The 20,655-nt window shown below is 62.6% G+C and carries 20 protein-coding genes and 1 pseudogene; 14 read left to right on the top strand and 7 right to left on the bottom strand.

Annotated elements, in window-relative coordinates; genetic code table 11:
- Window positions 1–2 precede the first annotated feature (2 nt).
- Complete coding sequence (locus tag NUH88_RS18170; RefSeq protein ID WP_257767885.1) at window positions 3–776, bottom strand: copper chaperone PCu(A)C; 774 nt, start codon at window positions 774–776, stop codon at window positions 3–5.
- Window positions 777–803: 27 nt separating this feature from the next.
- Here NUH88_RS18170 and NUH88_RS18165 point away from each other — a divergent pair, with 27 nt between their 5' ends.
- The 6 genes from NUH88_RS18165 (at window position 804) to NUH88_RS18140 (ending at window position 6,918) form a co-directional block, all read left to right on the top strand.
- On the top strand, window positions 804–2,195 hold the full coding sequence (locus tag NUH88_RS18165; RefSeq protein WP_257767883.1) for a hypothetical protein: 1,392 nt from the start codon (window positions 804–806) through the stop codon (window positions 2,193–2,195).
- Window positions 2,196–2,327: 132 nt separating this feature from the next.
- A complete protein-coding gene (locus NUH88_RS18160; protein WP_257767881.1) occupies window positions 2,328–3,605 on the top strand; it encodes an ABC transporter substrate-binding protein in 1,278 nt (425 codons plus the stop codon).
- 58 nt (window positions 3,606–3,663) lie between these two features.
- Complete coding sequence (locus tag NUH88_RS18155) at window positions 3,664–4,593, top strand: branched-chain amino acid ABC transporter permease (protein ID WP_257767879.1); 930 nt, start codon at window positions 3,664–3,666, stop codon at window positions 4,591–4,593.
- Window positions 4,590–5,534 (top strand): branched-chain amino acid ABC transporter permease, encoded by a 945-nt coding sequence (locus NUH88_RS18150; protein WP_257767877.1) that lies wholly within the window; start codon window positions 4,590–4,592, stop codon window positions 5,532–5,534. The genes NUH88_RS18155 and NUH88_RS18150 overlap by 4 nt, the downstream gene beginning before the upstream one ends.
- A complete protein-coding gene (locus NUH88_RS18145; protein WP_257767876.1) occupies window positions 5,531–6,229 on the top strand; it encodes an ABC transporter ATP-binding protein in 699 nt (232 codons plus the stop codon). The genes NUH88_RS18150 and NUH88_RS18145 overlap by 4 nt, the downstream gene beginning before the upstream one ends.
- Window positions 6,223–6,918 carry an ABC transporter ATP-binding protein gene (locus tag NUH88_RS18140; protein ID WP_257767875.1) on the top strand — a complete coding sequence of 232 codons (696 nt, stop codon included), beginning with the start codon at window positions 6,223–6,225 and terminating at the stop codon, window positions 6,916–6,918. Before NUH88_RS18145 ends, NUH88_RS18140 begins: the two co-directional genes overlap by 7 nt.
- Before the next feature lie 14 nt (window positions 6,919–6,932).
- Here the strand turns inward: NUH88_RS18140 and NUH88_RS18135 are convergent, their stop codons facing one another.
- Window positions 6,933–7,364, bottom strand: a complete 432-nt coding sequence (locus tag NUH88_RS18135) for a MarR family winged helix-turn-helix transcriptional regulator (protein WP_257767874.1) — start codon at window positions 7,362–7,364, stop codon at window positions 6,933–6,935.
- Window positions 7,365–7,408: 44 nt separating this feature from the next.
- Between NUH88_RS18135 and NUH88_RS18130 the strand changes: the two genes are divergently transcribed.
- The 6 genes from NUH88_RS18130 (at window position 7,409) to NUH88_RS18105 (ending at window position 14,781) form a co-directional block, all read left to right on the top strand.
- On the top strand, window positions 7,409–8,293 hold the full coding sequence (locus tag NUH88_RS18130) for an FAD binding domain-containing protein (RefSeq protein WP_257767872.1): 885 nt from the start codon (window positions 7,409–7,411) through the stop codon (window positions 8,291–8,293).
- Window positions 8,290–11,025: a molybdopterin-dependent oxidoreductase gene (locus tag NUH88_RS18125; protein WP_257767871.1), complete on the top strand. Its 2,736-nt coding sequence runs from the start codon at window positions 8,290–8,292 to the stop codon at window positions 11,023–11,025. Before NUH88_RS18130 ends, NUH88_RS18125 begins: the two co-directional genes overlap by 4 nt.
- The gene (locus NUH88_RS18120; protein ID WP_257767870.1) at window positions 11,022–12,455 is read left to right on the top strand and encodes a 6-hydroxynicotinate reductase; all 1,434 of its coding nucleotides are present in this window, start codon (window positions 11,022–11,024) and stop codon (window positions 12,453–12,455) included. Before NUH88_RS18125 ends, NUH88_RS18120 begins: the two co-directional genes overlap by 4 nt.
- The gene (locus tag NUH88_RS18115; RefSeq protein WP_257767869.1) at window positions 12,452–13,297 is read left to right on the top strand and encodes a UPF0280 family protein; all 846 of its coding nucleotides are present in this window, start codon (window positions 12,452–12,454) and stop codon (window positions 13,295–13,297) included. Before NUH88_RS18120 ends, NUH88_RS18115 begins: the two co-directional genes overlap by 4 nt.
- On the top strand, window positions 13,290–13,871 hold the full coding sequence (locus tag NUH88_RS18110; RefSeq protein ID WP_257767868.1) for an amino acid synthesis family protein: 582 nt from the start codon (window positions 13,290–13,292) through the stop codon (window positions 13,869–13,871). The genes NUH88_RS18115 and NUH88_RS18110 overlap by 8 nt, the downstream gene beginning before the upstream one ends.
- 79 nt (window positions 13,872–13,950) lie before the next feature.
- Window positions 13,951–14,781: a ferredoxin--NADP reductase gene (locus NUH88_RS18105; protein WP_257767867.1), complete on the top strand. Its 831-nt coding sequence runs from the start codon at window positions 13,951–13,953 to the stop codon at window positions 14,779–14,781.
- Between the two features lie 139 nt (window positions 14,782–14,920).
- Here the strand turns inward: NUH88_RS18105 and NUH88_RS18100 are convergent, their stop codons facing one another.
- The 3 genes and pseudogenes from NUH88_RS18100 to NUH88_RS18085 form a co-directional block, all read right to left on the bottom strand.
- Complete coding sequence (locus tag NUH88_RS18100) at window positions 14,921–15,982, bottom strand: 4-hydroxythreonine-4-phosphate dehydrogenase PdxA (protein ID WP_257767866.1); 1,062 nt, start codon at window positions 15,980–15,982, stop codon at window positions 14,921–14,923.
- Window positions 15,983–16,033: 51 nt separating this feature from the next.
- Window positions 16,034–16,909 (bottom strand): annotated as a pseudogene (locus NUH88_RS22325) (NAD(P)-dependent oxidoreductase); the annotation flags it as partial.
- Window positions 16,910–17,010: 101 nt separating this feature from the next.
- Window positions 17,011–17,532: a CBS domain-containing protein gene (locus NUH88_RS18085; protein ID WP_257767865.1), complete on the bottom strand. Its 522-nt coding sequence runs from the start codon at window positions 17,530–17,532 to the stop codon at window positions 17,011–17,013.
- Between the two features lie 85 nt (window positions 17,533–17,617).
- Between NUH88_RS18085 and NUH88_RS18080 the strand changes: the two genes are divergently transcribed.
- Entirely contained in the window at window positions 17,618–17,800 is a 183-nt protein-coding gene (locus tag NUH88_RS18080) for a hypothetical protein (protein WP_257767864.1), read from the top strand.
- Between the two features lie 42 nt (window positions 17,801–17,842).
- Here the strand turns inward: NUH88_RS18080 and nqrM are convergent, their stop codons facing one another.
- Window positions 17,843–18,088: a (Na+)-NQR maturation NqrM gene (gene nqrM, locus NUH88_RS18075; RefSeq protein WP_257767863.1), complete on the bottom strand. Its 246-nt coding sequence runs from the start codon at window positions 18,086–18,088 to the stop codon at window positions 17,843–17,845.
- 12 nt (window positions 18,089–18,100) lie between these two features.
- Window positions 18,101–19,126, bottom strand: a complete 1,026-nt coding sequence (locus tag NUH88_RS18070; protein WP_257767861.1) for an FAD:protein FMN transferase — start codon at window positions 19,124–19,126, stop codon at window positions 18,101–18,103.
- A 181-nt stretch (window positions 19,127–19,307) separates the two neighbouring features.
- Between NUH88_RS18070 and NUH88_RS18065 the strand changes: the two genes are divergently transcribed.
- The gene (locus NUH88_RS18065; protein WP_257767859.1) at window positions 19,308–20,651 is read left to right on the top strand and encodes a Na(+)-translocating NADH-quinone reductase subunit A; all 1,344 of its coding nucleotides are present in this window, start codon (window positions 19,308–19,310) and stop codon (window positions 20,649–20,651) included.
- Window positions 20,652–20,655 lie beyond the last annotated feature (4 nt).

Raw genomic sequence — 20,655 nt, 5'->3', positions numbered from 1 at the left:
TCTTAGTCAACCTTAATCGCGATGGAAGCCGTAACCGGCTCTTCGCCGACGACATAGGCTCGGTGATCGTTGGTATTGAGGGTGACACGGACCTCGTGAGTCCCCTTCGGCAGGGCCCCGATACGGACATCCGGCTGATAAACCCGCCCGAGCTTCACGCCGCCGACATAAATATGGCCATGCCCCATTCCCGGGACATGCTGCATCCCGGCGAGATCCTTCGAGAACTCGAAATCCCGGGCATTCACATGCACGGCCCAGCCATCGCCGTCTGGCACGACCGAAAGGGAAATCTTCGGGGCGGGCTCTCCCTTCCCCACGGAGCAAATCTCGCCCAGACCGAAAAGCCCCACTTCGCCCGCCTGCCCCTCCTTTGCCGGATCGGACAGGCGCGCCTTTACCGTGATCGTGCCGGCCTTCTCGAAGGTCAGTTCGACAGGAATCAGGCTGCCGTCGGTCAGGGAAGCACCGATGCCGCTCATGCGGATATTCGCGCCATCGAGCGCGAGCGCGGCCGACCCGGTCGGGATCGGCAGGCCGGCGGTTTCGACCGGGCTGTAGAGCGACACCGCGCCGGCTCCGCTGGACGCACCGAGGAGCCGGTCGGGCCCGCCCAAATTCTTGATCTTCAGAAGAATTGCGGCGTCATGTTCGTTTAAGGGTTTCGCAACCGCATCACTGATCAGAAGATGGGAGGCATTCTCGCCTCGCATGGAGCCCCACCACAAACCGACGGCCATCGCCGCCAAAACCAGAAAAGTCAGGATGGTCCTCATGACGCCACTCTCTTATGGAAACACCCTATGACAGTGCGGAAATCGGTTTTTGCGGTCAAGCTGGCGGTGCTTTGCCTGGCTCTGCTTTGGCCGGTGCAGGCATCGGCGCATGTCTCCGAACAGGGCTTCGTTCTGCTCCTGCCGACGGGTATCTATACCGCGTCCGGCGTGGCCGTGGTCGCGCTGACCGTGGTTCTGCTGTTTGCCGTTCCGACCGGCCCCATGCGGGCGTTGTTTCTGGCACGAGGTTTCACGGTACAGCCTCCCGAAGGTCTTCGCACCGCGACCAGCCTCGCCATGTTCCTGGTCATGCTGGCGACGATCTTTATCGGCCTCGAAGGGCCGCGAGATCCCCTCTCCAACCTTATGTCCCTGATGTTCTGGACTGTAGGATGGGTCGGTTTCATCGCCATGACGGGGCTGTTCGGCAATCTCTTCCACTGGCTCAATCCCTGGACCGGCCTTTACCGCCTGTTCTGCCCCATGCGGCCGATGGTTCGGCTTTCGCCCCGGATCGGCGTCTGGCCGGCAGTTCTGCTGCTGGTGGGGTTCGCCGCTTTCCTGCTCGCGGATATCGCACCGGACGATCCCGGCCGCCTTGCCAAACTGGTTGGGCTTTACTGGCTGGCGATGATGATCGGTCTGGTGCTGTGCGGCCCCGATTGGCTTCGACAGGTCGAACTCGGGTCGGTCCTTTCAAGAACCTACGCAGGGCTCGCACCGGCGCGCCTCGGCGAGAAGTCGGGTATCGGCGCCCCCGGCTGGCGTTTGGTCGGTCGCGACCCCGTTCCTGCTGCGGGAATTTTCGCTCTGACCTTGCTTGCTGTCGGCAGCTTCGACGGCATCAACGAAACCTTCTGGTGGCTCGGGCAGATCGGGGTCAATCCGCTTGAGTTTCCGGGCCGGTCCGCCGTGGTCTGGCCGACGCTCACCGGTCTCGTCTGCGCCGTTGTCATTCTCCCCGCGACGTTCGCCCTAACGATCTGGCTGGGACTGGTCGCGGCGCGGGCCAAAACCGGTTTCGTGGAGACGTTCAAGCGGCTGGCGCCCAGCCTGCTGCCCATCGCTTTTGCCTATCACGTCGTCCATTACCTGACATCCTTCCTGGTGAACGGACAACACACCCTCGCCGCTCTGAACGACCCATTCGCGCGCGGCGCAGATTATCTCGGGCTGGCGCCGTTTCACGTCACCACGGGCTTCTTCAACAGGATCGATACCGTAGAGATCATCTGGCTCTCGCAGGCGGGCGCCGTCGTGCTTGGACATGTCTGGTCCGTCCTGCTTGCGCACCGGATGGCCCTCGATCTTTTCCCGGATAACCGTCGTGCCGTTCTGGTCACACTCCCGCTCTCTATTTTCATGATTTTGTACACATTTTTGGGCCTATGGTTGCTCGCGGCTCCGAAGGGAGCGTGATGGCGGCGGCCTGTCGCCCGCACCCGTCCCGAAGAAACCGCTGGACATGTTGCATGTATACAAACAAACTTTTTTCTCGCGAGGTTAAGCAGACCGTCAAAGATCAGCGCCTCGCCAACAGGGAGACTGCCGATGTTTAACAAGACACCAAGCCGCCGAACTCTCCTCAAAGGGGCGGCGGCCAGCGGCCTTTTGGCGGCCGCACCTTTGTCGAGCCGATTTGCGCAAGCTCAATCCTCCGCACCGATAAAGATCGGTTTCCAGCAGCATTCGACGGGTATCGGAGCCGCTTACGGCCGCTGGTACGGACGGACGACCGCTGCCGCGGCCAAGGCCATCAACGATGCTGGGGGCATCAACGGCCGCCCGGTCGAAATTGTCGCCGAGGATGACGGAACCGATCCCAAGCGCGGCGCCGAAGTGGTCGAAAAGTTCGCCACCCAGCACGGCTGCGATGTGGCGTTCGGAACCCTCTTCAGCCACGTGGTCTACGGCTCGGCTCCGGCTGCGGGCGAGTTAAAGATCCCGTATTTCGTGGTTTCCGAGGGCCATCACGTGGCCAGCGGCAAACTGAACCGCTACACGCTGCAACCAGGCATCACCGACGTGAAGAGCCAGGTTCAGGCGATGGCGCCGTTTGTTGGCGCAAATCTCGGCAAGAAGGTCACCATGATCTTCCCCGATTTCGCCTTCGGTCATGATCACCGCGATTTCTTTACCAAGGCGATCGAAGCCCAGGGAGGCAAGGTCCTCGAGCATATTGCGATCCCGCCGAGCGAAACCTCTTTCACCAAATATTTCCCGCGCATCCCGCGGGAGACCGAGGTGATCTACCATGTGATGGTGGGCCCGGGCGTTCTGACCTTCGTGAAAGAAATGGGCGAGTTCTTCGGTCCGTCGCGACCGGAAATCTTCGGCTTCATTGATAGTCTTGAAGCTGTCGATCTTTCCTCGCCGGGTCTGGATTTCCTCGAAGGCACCTATTTCTGGGAAGGCAATCCGCGATATGCGCAGCCTGACCAAACCAGCTTCGACAAGAACTACCGCGCAGCTGTCGGCGTCGATGACAACGGGGCTTCCGTCTCCGATCCGAAAGATGTCTCCACTTATGCGCACATGTTCGGTTGCTGGGAAACGCTCCACATCATCAAAGCGGGCATGGAAGCCAGCAACTATCAGGGGCCGTCCGATCGCCAGAAGCTCATTGAAGCTGTCGAAGCAATCACCGACATCCCGGAAAGCGATGCCCATCCGCAGGGGCCGAAACTGTTCAACGGCAAGACTCACCAAGTCTTCGGCGTTCAGTATATATCCAAGGTCGAGAGCGGAAAACTGGTGAAGGTACATACCACCTCCATCGAGGACACGCTGTATCCGGACGAAGTCGACTACACGAAGATGTCCTTCTGATCACTCCTTAGGAGCACCGGAGCCCATGATTGGGCTCCGGTTTGCTGTTTCAGAGAAAATGGATTTTGGCCCTCACCTTCTGCTCGCCTCGCTAGAGGGCGCCGTCGGCGCCGCCGTGCTCGCGCTGACCGCACTCGGCCTCTCGCTGGTATTCGGCGTGATGCGGGTCGTTAATGTCGCACATGGAGAATTCTTCATGCTGGGCGCCGTTTCGACCTGGTTCATCGCCTCGGTGATACCAGGCGGGCACCCGGCCATCGCCTTCCTGGCCGCCCTGCTGCTCGCGCCCCTTTTCGCTGCCACGATTGCCGTGGCAGCGGACCATCTGGTCCTGAAGCACGTGAAATACGACCCGGAAGCGACCATCGTCGCGACCATCGGGATTCTCTACATCCTTCAGCAGGTCGTGCTGATGACCTACGGCCCGGAAGCGCGCCCGGTCGAACCGCCTTTCAACAGCCGCATCGCCCTGCCCTGGTTCGAGTTCGGCGAGGCCGGTCTGCAGCTCTATTATCCCTGGGGCTTCGGCACGACGAGCTACAAGCTCTTCGTCATCGGAGCCGCGCTCTTCATCCTCATCTGTTTCTGGCTGTTATTCTCCCGCACACGTCTCGGGTTGGTGCTGCGCGCGACCCAGCTTGACCGTGAAACGGCGCTGGCCTTTGGCATTTCGGTCCAGCGGGTCTATTCCCTCGTCTTCGGCCTCGGAGCGGGCCTCGCCGCGCTTGCAGCGGTCTTGATCGTGCCGATCCAGCAGGCGCACTACCTGATGGGAGGCGATCCGCTTCTGCTGAGCTTCATCGTAGTGATCATCGGCGGACTGGGCTCGATCCGAGGCACTGTCGTAGCCGCAATCGTCATCGGCATGTCCGATGGTATCATCTCAGTATTTTTCAGCCCGACGCTCGCCAAGATTATCGCCACCATGCTGGTCGCGCTGATCCTCGTTTTCCGTCCGCAGGGCCTCTACGGAAAGAAAGCGCTATGACTAGCGTCAGACGCGAGACCGCGCTTCATCTGGGGCTGATCGGTGTGCTTTTCTGCCTCTGCTTCCTGCTCCCGGCCTACCATCAGGGAAATCTGGCGCGGATCATGGTGCTGGCGACCTATGCCGTCGGTTACAATGTGTTGTTCGGCTACACCGGACTGCTCAGCCTTGGCCATGCAATGTTCTTCGCCGCCGGCATGTACGGGCTCGGGCTCGCCATGCAGTATGGCGGAGTGCCTGCACTTCCGGCCTTCGTACTTGGCGTCCTCGCGGCGGCGGTCCTTGCAGCCGTGGTTGCCGTACTGGCGCTCAGAACCATCGGTGTGGCCTTCATGATCGTCACGCTGATGTTCGCTCAAGCGGCGTTCCTGACGATCCTTCATTTCGGAACATGGACCAGAGGAGACGAAGGCTTCGTGCTGCCTCAGGACATGCGGCAGATCGCCGGTCTCGACCTGACCGATCCGGTGACCCGCTATCTCGCGGCTCTGCTCCTTTTCGCGACGGCCCTGCTCATCACCGCCCGGATTTTGCAGGTATCCTTTGGCCATGTCCTCGTCGCCGTGCGTGAGAATGAGGAACGCACGAGGATGCTCGGATACGACGTGTTCAAGCACAAGTTCGCGGCCGTGGTTATCTCTGGCGCTATCTCAGGCGCTGCCGGCGCTGGATATGCGTTGCTCTTCGGCTATGTGGGCGCGACCTTCGCCGCGGTTCACTATTCAATCTTTCCGCTGCTCTGGGTCCTGCTCGGCGGTGCCGGCACAACGATCGGCCCACTGGTGGGCGCGGCCTTCATGTTCTACCTGATTGATTATTCGAGCGGTCTGACCAACGCCTATATGATCATCGCGGGGCTGGTGCTGGTGCTCCTGACTCTTTTTGCCCGGACGGGAATCGTCGGCGAGATTCGCCGGCGCTGGGTGCCTTGGCTGCCATGATGTTACTTGAGACAAAGAAGCTGAGCCGCCGTTTCGGCGGATTGACGGCAGTCGACGGAGTGGATTTCTCCCTTCCCGAAGGGCAGGTCCATGCCTTGATTGGCCCGAACGGTGCCGGAAAGAGTACATTCGTCGGGATGGTATCTGGCCGGATCAGAGCCAGTGAGGGAGAGGTCTGGTTCGACGGAAAGAACGTGACCCCGCTGCCGGCGCACAAGCGAATCCGATGCGGCATGGCCTACACCTTCCAGATCACCGCTATCTATGCCCGCCTCACGCTCTTCGACAACGTGGCGCTGGCTCTCGGCTCGCGCAACGAGGAGGAGGTACAGGCGGTGCTGGAGAGAGTCGGTCTGACGGATCGTGTCGACCAGATCGCCGGCACCCTCTCATACGGCCATCAGCGGTTGCTCGAAATCGCAATGGGCGTTGCGCAGAACCCGCGCCTGCTCATTCTCGACGAACCGACACAGGGTCTTGCGGAGAGCGAGATCGAGGGGTTCAAGAAACTGATCGATCGGCTCAAGGCGGATACGACGATCCTGCTAATTGAACACAATATGGATGTCGTAATGTCCCTCGCCGATGCCATTACAGTGCTCGAAACAGGCCGGGTGCTGGCCTCGGGAGCTCCGGAACAGATCCAAACCGATCCGCGCGTCCAGGACGCCTATCTGGGAACTGTTTCATGCTGAAGCTTGAGCAAGTCAGCGCGGGGTACGGTCCTGTCCAGGCGCTTCACGAAGTCAGTTTCGAGGCGGTCCCCGGCGAGGTGTTGTGTCTGCTCGGACGGAACGGCGCCGGAAAGACCACCACCCTGAAGGCGATCATGGGGCTGGTGAAACCGTCCGGCGGCAAGGTGCTGCTCAATGGCGAAAACATTAGCGCACTGCCGCCACAAGAAGCGCCCAAGCGGGGCATTGGATATATTCCTCAGGGACGCCGCCTCTTTTCCGAACTCACGGTCGAGGAAAACATTGAGATCGGCCTTATGGCCCGGGATAAGGGACCGGCTACCCGCGAGCATGTGCTGGACATGTTCCCACGTCTGCGCGAACGCCTCCATCAGCGGGCGGACACGCTCTCCGGCGGGGAGCAGCAGATGCTGGCGACGGCGCGTGCGCTCTGCCTGGAGCCGTCGGTCCTCATGCTGGACGAGCCAACCGAAGGCCTGCAGCCCTCTATGATCGACATCATCCGTGAGACGATCGTCGAGATGCGGCGGCAAGGCGTGGCGGTCATCCTGGTCGAGCAGCGGATCGAAGCGGTTTTGTCGCTGGCGGACCGGGTCGCGTTTCTGGAGAATGGACGCAGGCGCGAGATTGTCCCGGTCGCCGACCTGAGGGCGGATCCGGCCCTCCTGCATAAATATGTCGGGGTCTAGAACGGCCTGCCGGTTCAGACGAGTTTTTCCAACAGCGCTTCCAGCATATCCGCTTCCTCGGCGGTCAGCGGATCCAGGGTTTCCTCGCGCGCCTGAAGAGCTTGGTGATGCGCCGTCTCGAAAGCGGCTTTCCCCTGTTCCGTCAGCTCGACAATGCGAAGGCGCTGGTCGTTCTGGTCCGGTCTAAGGGTAAGCAGATCCTTGGCCAGGAGACGTTCGACGACACCCTTGATCGTCGCGGAGTCCATCGCCGTCTGGCGACCGAGTTTGTTCTGGGACAGCGGGCCGAGTTCATAGAGCCGGGCGAGGGTGGCGAACTGTGTCGGCGTCAGGCCATCGACATAGCGGCTGAAGATCGACACATGACGCTGGTTGGCCCGGCGAAGGTTGAAACCGACCTGACTGGCAAGCCTGTAGGCGTCTGCCGTGTTGCTGCTTTTTCCCATCCGCTTCTATTGACAGGTTGAGGGTGTTGCCGCAACATCCACTTGTGTACAAACAAGTTTGTGTGTCGGTGATGGCAGCTACAACGACTTATCTTCGACCTGATATGTTGGCGGCTGCACTGGACGCGCTTGCGTCAAAACCGCTGACCGTGGCTGCAGGCTGCACGGACCTTTTTCCTTCGACAGAAAGCAAGGCCCTTCCTTACGACGTGCTGGATATCACTGGCATTGAGGGGCTTTCCGGAATTCGGCTGGATGAGAACGGCCTTACAATCGGAGGTACGACCACCTGGTCCGAGATCGCTGAGGCGGATCTTCCTCCTGCGCTGCACGCCTTGCAGTTGGCCGCGCGCGAGGTCGGGTCGCGGCAGATCCAGAACCGTGGAACTCTCGCCGGAAATATCTGCAATGCCTCTCCCGCGGCGGACGGCATTCCGCCCCTGCTGGTGCTTAACGCGCAGGTCGAGCTGAGCGCGGCAAGCGGGGTCCGCCACCTCCCGCTCACCGAATACCTGTTGGGCCCGCGCAAGACGCAGCGGCGGGCGGATGAAATTCTGACGTCGGTGAGAATTCCCTCCCCGGCTCTCGCAGGTCAGAGCCATTTCCTAAAGCTGGGTGCCCGCACCTATCTCGTGATCTCCATCGCGATGACCGCGGCCCGTGTGGTTATCGAAGATGGCGTCGTGACCGAAGCGGCTCTGGCTGTCGGGGCCTGCGGGCCTGTAGCCCGGCGGATCGATGCGGCGGAACAGGCACTGATCGGCCAACCGCTGAATCCGGATGCGATCACGGACCAACTGGTCGCCGGAGCCCTGAGTCCGATTGACGATATTCGCGCGGACGCCGGTTTTCGAATTACGAGCGCTGCCGAACTGCTCCGCCGCACGCTGCGTGCGATTGAAGCCGGTCCGGGAGGCATGACGCAATGAACAACTATTCGCACCGCATGACGTTGATCGTAGCCGACGAACACCATTCCATCCGGTCCACCCCCGGGCGTCGCTTGTCCGAAGTTCTGCGGGACGATCTCGGACTGAAGAGCGTGAAGATCGGCTGCGATGCAGGCGATTGCGGTGCCTGTACCGTACTGATTGACGGCCGCCAGCATTGCGCCTGCCTGACGCCTGTCGCCCAGGCATCCGGCCGCGAAATCGAGACCGTCGAGACGGCCGATCCGGCTCTAATTGGCCAGCTTCAGAAAGCCTTCCTGGCGCACGGCGCAGCGCAATGCGGGATCTGCACGCCGGGCGTGCTGATGGCCGCGGTCGAGCTGCTGCAGACCAATCCGGCTCCGACCCTCGCCGAGATCGAGGACACGCTCGCCGGAGTGCTTTGCAGGTGCACCGGCTACCGGAAAATCATTTCCGCCATCATGGCCGTCGGAACAGCGCCCGAACGCGTGGGCCCGCCGGATGTCGGCAAAGCGGTCGGCCACCCTGTCCCGCGTCTGGACGGCCTCCGAAAGGTCGACGGAACGGAAATCTTCGGTGCCGACTATGCGCCTGAGGGAGCGCTCGTGGTGCGTGCCGTCCGGTCGCCGCATCATCATGCCGGCTTCGAGCTCGGCGACGTCGCGGCCTGGCAGGAGGCGCGTCCCGGCGTCGAAGCCGTCATCACCGCAGCGGACATCCAGGGTGTGAACAGGTTCGGTGTGATCCCGCCGCTTGCCGACCAGCCTGCCATCGCCGAGGTAACGGCGCGTTATCGAGGCGAGCCGGTGGCCCTGGTGGTCGGCGATCCGGATCTGGTCGAGGCGATGGATCTCTCGGACTTCCCGATCACCTGGACGCCCCTTGCCCACACCCTGACCGAGGCCGAAGGCGGCATCGCTGGCGCGCCGCAGCTGCACGAAACCCGTGCGGACAACACGCTGATCCGCGGCCGTGTCGCGACCGGCAATCCGGATCAGGCAATGGAGTCCGCAGCGCATGTCGCGTCGGGCCGGTTCGAAACTTCCTATGTCGAGCATGCCTATATCGAGCCGGAAGCCGGTTCAGCCTGGCTCGACGGCGATACGCTGGTTATCCAGGCCTGTACGCAAGCGCCGATTATGGACAGGGACGACACCGCGAAAGTTCTCGGCCTGCCGCTCGAGCAAGTCCGGATTATCCCGTCGGCCGCCGGCGGCGGCTTCGGCTCGAAGCTCGACCTGACGGTCCAACCGCTGCTCGGGCTTGCAGTGCTGAAAACCGGGAAACCCTGCCGGATGGTCTTCAGCCGTTCCGAATCCATGCGCGCCAGCACGAAACGCCATCCCGGCACGCTGGAAGCCACGATCGGCGCGGACGAGAGCGGCCGCATCGTCTCCATGATGCTGCATGGCGATTTCAATACCGGCGCTTACGCAAGCTGGGGCCCGACCGTGGCGACCCGCGTCCCCGTCCATGCCTCCGGCCCGTACTTGACGCCAAACTATCGCGCAACCACCCGCGCTATCCACACCAACGGGCCGACTGCCGGCGCCTTCCGGGGCTTTGGCGTGCCGCAGGCCGCGATCTGCCAGGAAGTCCTCTATGACGATCTCGCTGCGAAATGCGGTATCGATCGCTTGGAATTCCGGCGCCTGAATGCGCTTCGCGACGGCAACGCGGCAACGTTCGGTCAGACATTGCAAGCGGTCGGGATCGAGGAGTGCCTCGATGCCCTCAAACCTCATTGGGATCGGGCGCTCGCCGAGGCCGCCGCTCACAACGAGACCTCGCCGGTGCTGAAACGCGGCATCGGCGTCGCCTCCTGCTGGTATGGATGCGGAAACACCGCACTGCCAAACCCGTCGACGATCCGGATCGGCATCACGGCAGACGGTGCGCTCAAACTGCATCAAGGCGCGACCGATATCGGTCAGGGCTCCAATACCGTGATCACGCAGATCGCGGCGGATGCGCTTGGCGTTCCGGTCGGCACGTTCGAGCTGATCGGTCCCGACACGGCGCTGACACCGGATTGCGGCAAGACCTCAGCCTCCCGCCAGACCTTTATCACCGGCAAGGCGGCGGAGCGTGCGGGCATGGCCCTCCGCGAAACCATCCTGCGCCTTACAAACCTGCCGGGAACGGCGGAGATCGTGCTCAGTGCCGGGAAAATCACCGTCTCGCACGGCGACGAACGCCGCGAGATCGATCTCGCCGCGCTCCCGGCGAACCCGTTCGGCTATGTCCTGATGGCGGAGGAAACCTACGATCCGCCGACCAGTGCCTTGGACGAGAACGGCCAGGGCATCCCCTATGCGGTCTACGGCTACGGGGCGCAGATAGCGGAGGTCGAGGTCGACATGCTGCTCGGAAAGACTCGTGTGATCCGCATCATCGCCGCGCATGATCTCGGACGGGTCATCAATCCGCTGCTTGCCGAGGGCCAGGTAGAGGGCGGCATCGCACAGGGTCTCGGTCTTGCCCTGATGGAAGAGTTCCTGCCGGGACGGACCGAGAATTTGCACGATTATCTGATCCCCACAATCGGCGACATGCCGGAAGTGGAGTCCATCTTTATCGAAAAGCCGGATCCGGTAGGACCGATGGGCGCCAAGGGACTCGGCGAACACGTGCTGATCCCGACCGCACCGGCGATCCTGAACGCAATCCGGCACGCTTCCGGCGCGCGGGTGACGAAGGTCCCCGCCCTGCCGCACCGCGTGCTTGCCGCGATTAAGGCCGCGCAATGAGCCGCCCCGAGAAGATCCGCTGCGATGCCTGCCCGGTCATGTGTTACATCGCCGAGGGCAAGGCCGGAGCCTGCGACCGTTATGCCAACGAGAACGGCAAGATCATCCGCTGCGATCCGTTGACCATCCTCGACAAGCGGCTCGCCAAGGGCGATGAGATCAAGCCGTTCCTGGCCGCCGACTGGGACGGGCACAAGGTTTCGGGAGAGGACGTGGTGGTCACCGCCGTTGGCGCGGGCACGACCTATCCCGATTTCAAGCCGGCCCCCTTTATCGTCAGCCGGGAGATCGACGGTGCGGATTTCGTGACCGTCGTGACCGAAGCGATTTTTTCCTATTGCGGCGTCAAGGTGAAGATCGACACGGATCGTCATCTCGGCCATGAGGCGGCCGTCGTCCGGGCGGAGGGCGAGCCGGTCGGTCATGTCATGACCTCGGAATACGGCTCGCAGATGTTCTCGCTCGGCGGCGTCGATCACCTGACCGGCGGCAGCAAGGCCGAAGGCCGCAAAACCTGCGCCGCGCTCATGAGCCTTTGTAACAAAGAGCCGGTCGAGCTGACCGTGGACGGCGGCTCGACTGTGATCGTACAGGCCGGGAAGCCGCCCGTCGTCGACGGCGTTCCGGAAGTGCGGATGCGCGTCGGCTGCGGCTCCGCCGCCATCGGCATGTTCGCCTCGCAATGGCAGGGCCTTGTGGACGATGTGGTGGTCGTGGACGATCACATCACCGGCGTGGTCTCGGAACATCAGGCCGGCAAGGTCATCGACTGGCCGGACACGGGAATCAACATCCTCGGCCACCGCTCGACGCCGGGCCGCTATTTCCGCGTCGCCGAGCCGGGGCTCGGCTGGGGCGGCACCGACATCGAGGACCCGCTCAGCATCCTCGGCCCCTGGAAGGAAAAGAAGGGCGCGAAACCAGGACTCTCTCTACTCATGGTCTCCACCACGGGAGAGCATTCCGGCTATTACGTGCTCGACGAGGATCTGAAGCCGGTCCCGAGAGAGATGTCGGAGGCATTGCGGAAATCGGTCGAGCTGATCGCCGAGAATTGCGAGCCCGCGCTTTGCACCGTTCTCTTCATGGGCGGCGCGGGTGGTTCGCTCCGTTCGGGCGTCACCCGCAACCCAGTCAACCTGACCCGCTCCGTGCAGGAGGGAAAGACCCGCGTCACGGTCGGCGGCGCACCGGTCTATGTCTGGCCGGGCGGCGGCATCACCATCATGGCCGACGTCCTGCAGACACCGGACGGCTCTTTCGGCTCCGTGCCCACCCCGGCCCTTGTCGCGCCGCTGGAATTCACCGTCAGCCGCGAGGAATACCGCCTGCTCGGCGGTCACGACCATGCCGTCCGCACACTGGAAAACGTCCTCTCCGAAGGTGGCGAATACGGCGCGGACAACCGCATTCTCGGGGTCAAGGGATGAGTGCCGCGCCGCAAGCCTCCATGTTGCCGGACGGCCAGCGGCTCCATCTCCATCACGGCCCCATCGATCTGATCGTCCAGACCTGTGGGCCACTCAGGAACGCCTGCTACGAGCGGGCGGCCGCGCGGTTCCGGACCGTCCTGACGGGGCTGGTCGCGGAATTGCCGGCGCTGCGCTCTCCTCTGTCGAAGTCGCAGGTATTCGCGGATCCGGTCGCACGCCGCATGGGCGCAGCCGTGTCCGGATATGAAGGTATTTTCGTCACGCCAATGGCGGCAGTCGCAGGCGCTGTCGCGGATGAAGTTCTCTCCGAGATGATCGCCGGAGACGATGTTCCGAAAGCTTACGTGAATAATGGCGGCGACATCGCCTTTCACCTCATGGGAGACGAGCGCACCGTCGCCGCCGCGCCCGGCGGCGCGATCCATATCTCCGCCGCCGATCCGGTGCGCGGGATCGCCACCTCGGGCTGGCGCGGCCGCAGTCACTCGCTCGGAATTGCGGACGCGGTGACAGTCGCGGCGCGCTCCGCCGCTGAAGCGGACGCCGCTGCGACCCTGATCGCCAATGCAGTCGATCTGCCCGACCACCCCGCCATCGAACGGGCGTCCGCACGCGATCTCGCGCCGGACAGCGACCTCGGGGACCGAAAAGTCACCGTCTCCGTCGGGGACCTGTCCCGCGCGGAGATCGCCGAAGCGCTACGGCACGGCGAAGCTCTCGCCCGGCGTTTCCTGACAGAGGGCAAGATCGTCCAAGCCTCGCTGATGCTCGCGGGCGATGTCAGGATCGTCGCCGGCGACAACGAAACCGCACTTCAAGGAATCTTCGCCCATGCCTGACTTTCCCGTCCGCAAGATGCATCTGGTTCTCGAGGAAATCCGCCATGACGGCGGTCCCGTGCCGGAAACGCCGCGCCGTCTCGGCGCCATCCTTGCCTGCGTCCGCAATCCATTCGCCGGCCGCTACGAGGCCGATCTTCAGCCGGCAATGGAGGATCTGAAGCCGCTTGGCCTCGAGATGAGCGAGCGTCTGATCGCCGCGCTCGGCGGCAAGGAGAAGATCGACGGCTACGGCAAGGCGATGCTCGTCGGCGAGAACGGGGAACTCGAGCACGGCGCGCTCTGGCATGTGCCTGGCGGTTATGCGATGCGCCAGCTTCTCGGCGAGTCGAATGCGATCGTACCGTCCAACATGAAGCGCGGCGGTGTCGGATCGACACTGGATATCCCGCTCGGACACATCAATGCGGCCTATGTACGTAGTCATTTCGACGGCTTCGAAGTGCGCCTGCCGGATGGACCGCGCGCGGATGAGATGATCCTGGCGCTCGCCATGTCCTGCGGCGGCCGCATCCATAGCCGCATGGGTGGACTGGAGGCGTGGGACGTGAAAGGCGAAGACGGTCTCAGGTAGACTGAGAAATCAATATTGCTTGTATACAAACGATTTTGCTCACGGCAAGATACCGGCATGATTTCCATGGAGAATCGTCATGTCGGATGCGGGGCAGGTCAGGAGCACTAGAGAAACAGGTCATCAGGGCTTTCCGATCCCCGACGGCGTCTATGCCGAGAAAGTGCTCTCCGTAAAACACTATACGGACCGCCTCTTCTCTTTCCGGATCTCCCGGCCCGCAGCCTTCCGCTTCCGGTCCGGTGAATTCGTGATGATCGGACTCCCGAACGCGGAGAAGCCGGTCTTCCGCGCCTATTCCATCGCCTCGCCATCCTGGGACGAGGAACTGGAATTCTATTCCATCAAGGTTCCGGATGGGCCGCTGACGGAGCATCTGCAGAAGATTCAACCCGGCGACACCGTGCTCCTGCGAAAAAAGTCCGTCGGCACGCTCGTGAACGATGCTCTCATCCCCGGCAAGCGGCTTTGGCTGTTCTCGACGGGAACGGGCATCGCCCCCTTTGTCAGCGTCATCAGAGACCCTGAAACTTACGAGAAGTTCGAGCAGGTGATCCTGTGTCATACCTGCCGCGAAGCGGACGAGCTGACCTATGGCTACGAAGTCGTGGAGGCGACGAAGTCCGATCCGCTGATCGGCGAGGACGCCACAGCAAAGCTCGTCCATTACGCCACGACGACACGGGAAGAAACGGCAAGCATGGGGCGGATCACCGACCTGATCCTGAGCGGCAAACTTTTCTCCGACCTCGGCCTTCCGCCCCTCGATCCCGCGATGGACCGGGGGATGATCTGTGGCTCAATGGATTTTCTGAAAGACACCAAGCTGATCCTTGAGAAAGCCGGTCTTTCGGAAGGTGCGAATTCGAACCCCGGAGAATTCGTCGTCGAGCGCGCTTTCGTCGATTGAGCTCCTGCAGGAGCCGTTTGAGATCGAACAGTCTCCGACGGTCAGGTCAGGTTCGTCTTCAGCTAAAACGATTAGCGCGCAGAACCGTCTGCCTTTCTCCGCACCAAGACCGGTAAACCACTGTCACGCGGAGCAGAAATCAGACGACTGCCTCCGCATCGAAAACAATGTCACGCACAGCTCGTAAACGGGTTGCCGGATCGACGGCGACGCCTCGTCTCGATTGCCCGGACAGACGCGCCGCCAGCCTGAAGGCCGCGATCGTAGCGCCGGGATCGGCGATGCCTTTGCCCGCAATATCGTAGGCGGTGCCGTGGGCCGGGGTCGCGATCCAGAACGGGTAGCCTCCAATCAGCGTCACGCCGCGGTCGAAACCGATGAGCTTGATCGCGATCTGGCCCTGGTCGTGATACATCGTCAGGACGGCGTCGAACTCCCCCTTCAGGGCACGGACATAGACGGTGTCCGAGGGGATCGGTCCGGAGACGCGATACTGTTTCTGCGCGGCGGCCCTCACCGCCGGAGCGATAATCTCTTTGTCTTCCGTTCCGAAATTTCCGCCGTCTCCGGCATGGGGATTGAGCGCGGCGACCCCGATCCTCGGGTTCGGGAAACCGGCCGCCTGCATCGTCTCGTGCGTCAGCCGGATCGAGCGCTCGATCCGCTCGGGCGTGATCAGCTCCGCCACCTTCGCCAGCGGCACATGCGAGGTCACGCGCGCATTCCAGACTTCGTCCAGGACGTTGAACTCGGATCCGGCGACCTCCGTCTCGATGGAGCGCTGAATGAAACCGATCTCGTCGACATAGTCCGGATCGCCGAGACGCATCGACTGCTTGTTGAAAGGCGTGAAACAGACGGCGTCGGCCATTCCGTCCGCGGCGAGCCGCAGGGCGGTCCGGAAATTCTGCAGCGCCACAGTGCCACAGGCCACACTCGACTGGCCGACCGTAACCGCCCCGAGTTCCGCATGCGCAAGATCGAGGAATGCGACGCGCTCGAACCGGCCGGGATCGAAATCCGCGATGGCGCACGCGGCACCGGCCTGTTCCTCGCCAAGGGCCCAGAGACGACGGTCACCGACGATCAGCCAATCCGCCGCCTCGAAGGTTTCCGCATCGCTCAGGGCCCTGACGGCGACCTCGTTGCCGATCCCGGCCGGGTCGCCAAGCGCCAATGCGATCAGGGGGCGGTGCGCCATGGTTTGCTCCAGTTCCCGCCGTCCGCCAACCGACCGGACGGCGCTCAGAATTCAGGCCTTCGGGTAGAGCTTGACGACCGAACAGCCGTCCTCCTCGCCATGCCCCTCCGCGACCAGCAGGCGGAACAGGGTGAGCGCCTGCCCGGCCATCGGCATGGCGAGCGGCAGATCCTCGGTTGCGGCATGAAGCATCTCAAGATCCTTCAGGATCTGCCGGGCGTAACCGGTCGGGGTGAAATCCTCGGCGGCGAGGCGCGGCATAAGCGTCTTCAGAAGGTTGGAGCCGGCGTGTCCCGTCTCCAGCGCCTCCGGAATCCTGGCGGCATCGACACCAAAGGCCTCGGCGAGGCGGAAGGACTCTGCAATCACGCAGTAATTGGTCAGAACGAGGGACTGGTTGACGAGCTTCGTCGCCTGTCCCGCCCCCACACCGCCCATCAGAGTGGCCTTGCCGAGTCCGGAGAGAATCGGCGCAACCTTGCCGAAATCTCCCTCGCTGCCGCCCGCCATGATCGCGAGCGTTCCCGCCCGCGCCGCCTGCGGACCGCCGGAGACAGGCGCATCGACGAAGCCGATGCCGGCATCGGCAAGAGACTCCGCAAGGGAGCGGGTGAGCGGGATGTCGGTCGTCGAGTGATCGACCACGACCATCTCCGAGCGGCCGGACGCCGCCAGAATTCCGTCCTCGCCACGCACGACATCTTCGACCGCGGCGGGTGTGGTTACGCAGATCAATAGGTGATCAGCCTCGGTCGCGACTTCGGCGGACGACCCCACGGTCCGGGCACCGAGTCCTTCGGCCGCGGACCGTGCTTCAGGTCTCGGATCGGTGCCGATTACGGCGTAACCGTTCGCGGCGAGCCGTTCGACAAAGCCGAGCCCCATCAGGCCGAGACCGATAAAACCGACGGTGACAGTCATAGCGGTATTTCCAACAAGGCAAGCCGTCCGGGCACGGCCTTGCTACGGGTGCCGCGGCTACCGAGAACAACCCGGACCCCCAAGAAAAATGGTTCTTGGGGCGGTCCCTACCCGACGATCATCTGCTTCAGCTGCAAAGCCTCGTGCTCGAGCTCGTTCAGGCGGAAATTCACGACGTCGCCGATCGTGATCATGCCGAGCAGCTTGTCGTCGGCAACGACCGGCATATGGCGGAACCTGCCGTCGGTCATACGGCGGAGCACGGAGACCAGTGCTTCATCCGGCGAGCAGACCTCGACATCGTGGGTCATCACCTCACTCACCTGCTTGGGCAATGTCTGCCCAGGCGTCTCGGCGAGTTTGCGGACGATGTCTCGTTCGGAAAGGATCCCCTTCAGCATCCCGTCCGTATCGGTCACCACGAGTGCGCCGATCCGCTTGTCCCGCAGAACCTCGACCGCTGTTCTAAGCGTGTCGTCGGGCCGGATCGAGAATACGCTCCCGCCCTTACGGTCGATAAGCTTCCGAACCGTTCCCATCTCTGTCGCCAGATTGGACTTGGCGGATTGACTGACATTAGTGTCGCGTTGCTTGTCGCCACGCATCGGTGCCTGATATGAAATCGGCATTCCTCCCGCTCCTCGTCTTTTTTGAAACAACGATTGTGCGGTGAAATTCTAGCGAGAATAACCCGCCGAGGGAACTGCGCTGCAATTGGCCGATTTTTACCTGACACCGATCACCGCGACAGTGCTGTTCGTCGTCGCGGTGATTTCGGGCTACCGCTACCGGCGTGTCTGGAAGACCGAAGGGCCCGCCTGGCAGGCATGGCTTTACGGAAGCATCGCCGCCGGCGCGCTGCTCTCGCTCGGGTTCCTTCCCCTGAAGGGCGGCTGATCTATTTTTTGCCGGAGACGTCCGGGCCGAGACCGGCGGCCGTCAGGCGGCGAGGTCTTTCCCCTCTGCGTCCCGCAGCATCTTGCGGGCCCGAGGGCAGAGCAGCCGTTCGCGGAGCGGGCTGTTCGGGTCGATATCCTTGTTGCAGACAAGGCACTTGTCCGCGTCGGCAATCGCATTGAGGCCGCCGCAGCTGCCTTTGATCGTCTTGCCCATCAGGATCACGCCGAGCGCCATTGCGAGGACGACCGCGAGCAGAACAGCAAATGTCAGTAAGAATGTCGTCACTGCGTCTTCTTCCTAGTTTCCGCCCTGCAGTTCCACGAAGCGCTCGCTGGCGACCGTTACGAAGCTCCGCTCGGCATCAGCAACATCGCGCACGATGAAGAAGGCCGCCAGGCCGATTTCGTTCGCGATCTGCAATCCCCGCTCCTTTCCAAGAGCCAGAAGCGCGGTCGCCCACCCGTCCGCCAACATCGCATTCTCGGCGATTACCGTCACCGATGCCGTCAAATGGGTTATCGGGCGTCCACTCTCGGAATCGATAATATGAGAGTAGCGAACGCCATTTTCTTCAAAATAATTCCGGTAATCTCCGGAAGTCGCCATGCCCATATCCGGCAGCCTTACAATCGATTCGACCGTCCGCTTCGCCGCGTCCGGTCTCTCGATACCGATGCTCCAGATTTCGCCCTTCGGATTTTTTCCGGACGCAACGACCTCGCCGCCGATCTCCACCATGTAGTCGCCCAGGCCCTGCTCGCGCAATGTCGCCGCAACCCGGTCCACGCCATAACCTTTAGCGATCGCGGCCAGAAAGACAGTGGCTTCCGGGACGGTCTTCCGCAAAGACGGCGGGTCCGTCGTCAATGACAACACCTTGCTTTGTCCGACAATCTGACGCGCAGCGGCAATCTCCCCGTCGGAGGGGACCGGGCTTTCCGAGTTCCGTGTGCCGAAACCCCAGAGTTCGATGAGAGGGCCGAGCGTTACGTCAAACCGCCCGAGGCTTTGGACGTGCACCTCGTTCGCCACGCCCATCACCAGTGCGAGCTCGTCCGAAATGGCGACCGGATCGGTGCCCTGCTGCGCGTTGAAACGGGAGATTTCCGAATTGGGGTCCCAGTTGGACATCGTGGCGTTCACGTCGGCCAGGGTCTTCTCGACCGCAGACCGAACCTCTTCCGCCTTCAACGCTCCTGTTTTGTCCACCGCGACGATGGTGTATGTCGTGCCCATCGTCTCGCCGCGGATCTCAAGAACTGCCTGATCCACATCGCATGCGGCGACGCACAAAACAGCCAGGACCGTCACGAGGCGCATCATCGGATTTCATCCTTCCTTAAGAACCCGTCCGGTATTTGCAACAAGATGCATTTGGCACCTTTCTATTGAAATTCCGGCGCGTTAGATACTAGACGCATGTTTGATTGGAAAGCTCAGGCAGGTTAATGGAATACGACAGCATGCTCTGGCTTCAGGCTTAACGACTCGGCGAATGACGCACGTGCAACATTTTTCACTCCGCAAAGGCCTTGATCTTCCCGTCTCGGGCGCACCCGAGCAGACGATCCACGATGGCCCCGCAATCCGTACAGTGGCCTGCCTCGGCGCGGACTATATCGGGCTCAAACCCCGGCTGGCCGTCAGCGAGGGAGATGTCGTTGCGCCGGGCACCAGGCTGCTCGCGCACAAAGACACGCCGGACGTCTGCGTGACGTCGCCGGTCGCCGGCCGCGTCAAGGCAGTGAACCGGGGTCCGCGGCGCGTTCTCGTGAGCGTCGAGATCGACGTCGACCCAACCGCCGCAGAGGCCATCGACTTCTCCAATGTGGGCGACGCCACCACCGTCGAGGGCTTGGTCGAGCGGCTCTGCGCCGCCGGCCTCTGGACCTCGTTCCGTACCCGCCCCTATTCCAAGGTCCCGACATCCGACAGCAGGCCCGCCGCGATTTTCGTAACCGCGATGGATTCCGAGCCGCTCGCGCCCGATGCGGGCCTGATCATCCGGGAAGCCTCCGAGGCCTTCCGTTCGGGTCTTGAAGCCATCTCGAAGCTGACCGACGGGCGAACCTATCTCTGTCAGGAAGCGGGCCAGGAGATTCCCGGCGCGGAGCTGGCGGGCGTCGAAGCGGCCAGTTTCTCGGGTCCGCATCCCGCCGGACTGCCGGGCACCCACCTGCATTTCCTGAACCCGCCGACCGCCGAAAAATCCGTCTGGACCATCTGGTATCAAGACGTGATCGCCATCGGGCGGCTGCTGCTGACCGGAAAGCTCGATCCGGAGCGGGTCATCGCCCTGTCCGGTCCGCTTTGCGTCAAGCCGCGTCTGATCCGCACCGTCGCTGGCGCATCCATGACGGACCTGACCAAAGGCGAGATCGACGAGACGGTGCCGAACCGGATGATCTCCGGCTCGATCCTCAGCGGCCGCGCCGGCGAGGGACCTGACGCCTATCTCGGCCGCTACGCGCGGCAGGTCACCGTCATCGAGGAAGACCACAAGCAGATCCCGCTTGGCTGGATCCGGCCGATGCCCGGCAAGTACGCCTTCCAGCCGGTTCTCGGCTCGGCGCTGGCGAAAAAATTCTATGCTCTGACGTCAAACCTCAATGGCGGCCGGCGGGCGATGGTGCCGCTCGGCACCTTCGAGCAACTGATGCCGCAGGATGTCCTGCCCACTCAGCTCTTGCGCGCCCTGCTGGTCATGGATACCGAAGCAGCGCAATCGCTTGGCGCACTCGAACTCGACGAAGAAGACCTCGGTCTCGTCGGCTTCGCGTGCCCGGCCAAATACGAGTATGGCATCGCGCTCCGCGACTGCCTGACGAAGATCGAGAAAGAGGGCTAGATTC

Origin of the sequence: Nisaea acidiphila (assembly GCF_024662015.1) — a bacterium.
Lineage (GTDB): Bacteria > Pseudomonadota > Alphaproteobacteria > Thalassobaculales > Thalassobaculaceae > Nisaea > Nisaea acidiphila.
Note: the sequence above shows the minus strand (reverse complement) of the source record. Positions and strands in the feature narration are given on the sequence as shown.